This is a genomic window from Streptomyces sp. RP5T, assembly GCF_003933965.1.
Classification (GTDB): Bacteria; Actinomycetota; Actinomycetes; order Streptomycetales; family Streptomycetaceae; genus Streptomyces.
On record NZ_RSAJ01000628.1, the window covers coordinates 1 to 4,609 of the forward strand.

Consider the following 4,609-nt stretch of genomic DNA (forward strand, 5'->3'; position numbering starts at 1 on the left):
GTAGCGGGCGACCAGGTCGGCCAGTTCGCGGCGGGCCGCGGCCGCCTCGGGGACCTTGCGCAGGGCGTCGTTGGTGAGCTTGGCGCTGTGGAGGGTCAGCAGCAGCTCGGCGTCGTGGGCCCGCAGCCGCTCGGGGCGGACCAGGTGCTCGGAGAGTTCGGCGTCGAGGGTGAGCAGGTCGCTGACCAGGTCGGCGAAGGAACGGGTCAGGGCGGGATAGGGGCCGGGGGCCTCGCGCAGCACGCGCGCGGCGAGCTGGTAGCGGGTGGCGTCGGCGAGGAGGCGGGAGGTCGGTTCCAGGCCGATGCGCAGGCCGTGGTCGGTCAGCAGGCGGCCCGCGAAGGCGTGGTAGGTGGAGATCACGGGTTCGCCGGGCGGGTTGTCCGGGTCGATGACGTCGGGATCGGTGACGCCGGCCCTGATGAGCGCCTTGCGGACGCGCTCGGCGAGTTCACCGGCGGCCTTGTTGGTGAAGGTGAGGCCGAGGACCTGTTCGGGGGCGACCTGGCCGGTGCCGACCAGCCACACCACGCGGGCCGCCATCACCGTCGTCTTGCCCGAGCCGGCACCGGCCACGATCACCTGCGGGGCGGGCGGCGCGGTGATGCAGGCCATCTGCTCCGGGGTGAACGGGATGCCGAGGAGCTCCTTGAGCTGATCGGGATCGGTGATACGGGCGGGCATGTCGCAGAGGCTAGCGGCGCGCACTGACAGCGGAGGACGAATCGCCCCCCGGTGCGGAAGAGGCGCAGGTCAGCACGTGTGGTGCGACTGATCACACCGGCATGCCCACTTCAGTCCCACTTCACTCCACGACGTGCCGTCCCTCCGGCCGGACACTGCACGAGGCCCGGAACGCGCAGTGGGTGCAGTGCTGTCCCGCGCTCGGCGTGAACCGTTCGTCGAGGACCTTACCGGCGGCCGTGGCGAGCAGGTCGCCGACCCACTCCCCCTCCAGGGGCTCCTGGGCCTGCACCTTGGGGAGGGTCTCGCCGCCGTCCTTCTTGGGGGCGCCCTGGCGCAGCTGGACGAGTTCGGCGCCCCCCGGCTCGGGCCGTACGCCGTCGAAGGCCTCGTCGACGGCGCCCTCGCGGACGGCGAGCTGGTAGACGGCGAGCTGGGGGTGGCGTTCCACCTCGGCGGAACTCACCGGCTGCTTGCCGGTCTTGAAGTCGACGACGTACGCGCGGCCCTCGCCGTCGGCCTCGACGCGGTCCATCTGGCCGCGGATGCGCACCTCGACCTCGCCCGCTTCGAGGGTGACGTCGAAGTCGTGCTCGCTGGCCACCGGGGTGCGGCCGGTGCGGTCCATGACGTGCCACTTCAGGAAGCGTTCGAGCGCCACGCGCGCGTTCTCCTTCTCCTGCGCCGACTTCCAGGGCGCGTCGAAGGCGAGCGCGTTCCACACGGAGTCCAGGCGCTCCATGAGGACGTCGAGGTCGGCGGGGGTGTGCCCGGAGGCGACCTCGTCGGCCAGGACGTGCACGACGTTGCCGAAGCCCTGGGCGACGGTCGCGGGCGCGTCGGCCTTCACCTCGCGGCCCAGGAACCACTGCAGGGCGCAGGTGTTGGCGAGCTGGTCGAGGGCGCTGCCGGAGAGCACGACGGGCTGGTCCCGGTCGCGCAGCGGCACCTTGGACTCGGTCGGCTCGAACATGCCCCACCAGCGGTAGGGATGGGCCGAGGGGACGAGCGGGCGGCCGTCCTCGTCGGCCAGGGCGGCGAGCCGGGCCAGGCGGCGGGCGGCGGCCTGCCTCAGGGTCTCGGAGACCCGCGGGTCGACGACGGTGGCACGGAGTTCGGCGACCAGGGCGGCGACCGACAGGGGGCGCCGCGGGCGGCCGGTCACGTCCTTGGGCTCGACGCCGAGTTCGGTGAGGAAGCGGGAGGGCTGGTCGCCGTCGTCGGCCGGTGCCTTGACCGCGGTGACGACGAGCCGCTCACGCGCACGCGTGGCGGCCACGTAGAACAGGCGGCGCTCCTCGGCGAGCAGGGCGCCCGGGGTGAGCGGTTCGGCGAGTCCGTCGCGGCCGATGCGGTCCGCCTCCAGGAGGGAGCCGCGGCGGCGCAGGTCCGGCCACAGGCCCTCCTGGACACCCGCGACGACGACCAGCCGCCACTCCAGGCCCTTGGAACGGTGCGCGGTCATCAGGCGGACGGCGTCGGGGCGCACGGCACGCCGGGTGAGGGTGTCGGCGGCGATGTCCTCGGCGTCGATCTCCTCCAGGAAGTTCAGGGCGCCGCGGCCTCCGGTGCGCTCCTCCGCGCGCGCGGCGGTCGCGAACAGCGCGCACACGGCGTCGAGATCCCGGTCCGCGTTGCGCCCCGCGGCACCGCCGCGCCGGGCGGCCCGCTCCAGACGTCCGGGCCAGGGCGTGCCCTCCCACAGGTCCCACAGCGCCTCCTCGGCGCTGCCGCCCTGCGCGAGGCGCTCACGGGCCTTGCCCAGCAGCGCGCCGAGCCGCTGGGCTCCGCGCGCGTACGCGGGGTCGTGCACGGCCAGCCGTTCGGGCTCGGCGAGGGCCCGCGCGAGCAGCACGTCGGAGGGCGGCGGCAGGGCGTTGCCCGCGGCCCGCTCCTCGTCCCGCAGGGCGCGCCCGAGCCGACGCAGGTCGGCGGCGTCCATACCGGCGAGGGGGGAGGAGAGGAGGGTGAGGGCGGTCTCGGTGTCGAGCCAGGAGACCGCCGACGCCGGGGCGCCGGGATCCGACGGCGACTCCTCAGGTACGGACTCCTCGTCCGTCGGCCGGGCCCCGGAGGCGTTTTCCTCGCCGGTCGGCAGCGCCTGGGCGGCAGTTTCCTCTTCCGCCGGCCGTGCCCCGGAGGGGGTCTCCTCATCCATCGGCTGCGCCCCGGAGCGGGCCGCCTCCTTCGACGGCCCCGCCCCGGCGGCAGCGCCCTCGTCGGGCCGTACGGCTTCATGTCGTACGGCACCCCCCGCCGCCTCCGCCGTGGCGACCGCCCTGAGGGCCGTCAGCAGGGGTGCGACCGCCGGTTCGTGGCGCAGGGGCAGGTCGTCGCCGTCGATGTCGAGGGGGACGCCGGCCGCGGTGAGCGCGCGGCGCACCGTGGGGATCGTGCGCGAGCCCGCGCGGACCAGGACGGCCATCTCGCCCCAGGGCACCCCGTCCTCCAGGTGCGCCCTGCGCAGGATGTCCGCGATGTTGTCGAGCTCGGTGCCGGGGGTCGGGTAGGTGAAGACCTCGACGCGCCCGCCCTCGTGGACCGGGGCGAGCTCGCGGTGGGCGCGGACCTTCTGCGCCGGCAGCCGGGTCAGGGGCATGCGCTGGGTCACCAGGCGGGTCGCGGCCAGCAGTTCGGCGCCGGAGCGGCGGGAGGTGCGCAGGACCTCGACGGGAGCCGGCCGGCCGTCCGCGCGCGGGAAGGCGTACGGGAAGTCGAGGATGCCGTTGACGTCCGCGCCCCGGAACGCGTAGATCGACTGGTCGGGGTCGCCGAAGGCGACGAGGGTGCGACCGCCGCCGGCGAGGGCGTGCAGCAGCCGTACCTGGGCCGGGTCGGTGTCCTGGTACTCGTCGACGAACACCGCGTCGTACTGGGCGGCGAGTCGCTCGGCGACCTCGGGGCGGCGGGCGAGGAGCACCGCGCGGTGCACGAGTTCGGCGTAGTCGAGGACGCCCTGGAGGTCGAGGACGTCGAGGTACTCGGCGAGGAAGGCGGCCGCGGCCCGCCAGTCGGGGCGACCGATGCGGCGGGCGAAGGCGTCCAGGGCGCCGGGGCCGAGGCCCAGTTCGCGGCTACGGGCGAGGACCGCGCGGACCTCGTCGGCGAAGCCTCGGGTGGTCAGGCAGGCGCGCAGGTCGTCCGGCCAGCGCACGTGCGCGAGGCCGAGCCGCTCCAGGTCGGGCTGGCCGGCCAGCAGTTCGCGCACGGTGACGTCCTGCTCGGGGCCCGACAGCAGCCGCAGCGGCTCCACGAACAGGTCGCTGTCCTGTTGGGCGCGGACCAGGGCGTAGCAGAACGAGTGGAAGGTGGTCGCCTGCGGGGCGCGTGCCGCTCCTATGCGCAGTGCCATGCGGTCGCGCAGTTCGACGGCGGCCTTGCGGCTGAACGTCAGCACGAGCACGCGCGCGGGGTCCCCTCCACGGGCGATTCGTGAGGCCACCGACTCGACGAGCGTGGTGGTCTTTCCGGTGCCCGGACCTGCAAGAACGAGCAAAGGCCCGCCTCCGTGCTCAACCACGGCGCGCTGTGCGGCGTCCAGACGAGGGGGATCGACGCGGGCCGGTGGGGTACGCACCAGTCGGTAAGCGCCACGGGCCCCCTGTCGCACCTGGGAGTGCGACAGACGCCTGGTGGAGGAAGAGGAGCTCACGTGGTTCGCCGGTCCTGGTGGGTGTGCTGTCGGGCGGCCCGCCGCGCGTGGAGGGCGGTGGACGGGGGATGAGGGGGACGCGTGCCGCCGACGCTACGCCGACGCCGAGTGCGGAAGCAGGGGTTCCGCTTCTTCCCGCGAGCCCCATGGAGCCCACGCGACGCTCGCGACCCGTACGTCCCTCACCCCACGAACGTACGGCATGCCACAGACGTGCCGTGTTTCCCCCGTACGGGTCCCAAGGTGCTCCCGGGCCCCCGGGATGGCGGAAGC

The 4,609-nt window shown here is 74.5% G+C and carries 2 protein-coding genes; both read right to left on the minus strand.

Annotation, left to right across the window (positions count from 1 at the left end; translation table 11 throughout):
- On the minus strand, positions 1 to 684 hold a 684-nt coding region (locus EHS43_RS37910; protein WP_148104198.1), incomplete at its 3' end, for a UvrD-helicase domain-containing protein.
- 121 nt (positions 685 to 805) lie between these two features.
- Positions 806 to 4,336, minus strand: coding sequence for an ATP-dependent DNA helicase (locus EHS43_RS37915; RefSeq protein ID WP_125195155.1), 3,531 nt, complete (start codon positions 4,334 to 4,336; stop codon positions 806 to 808).
- Between the last annotated feature and the right edge of the window lie 273 nt (positions 4,337 to 4,609).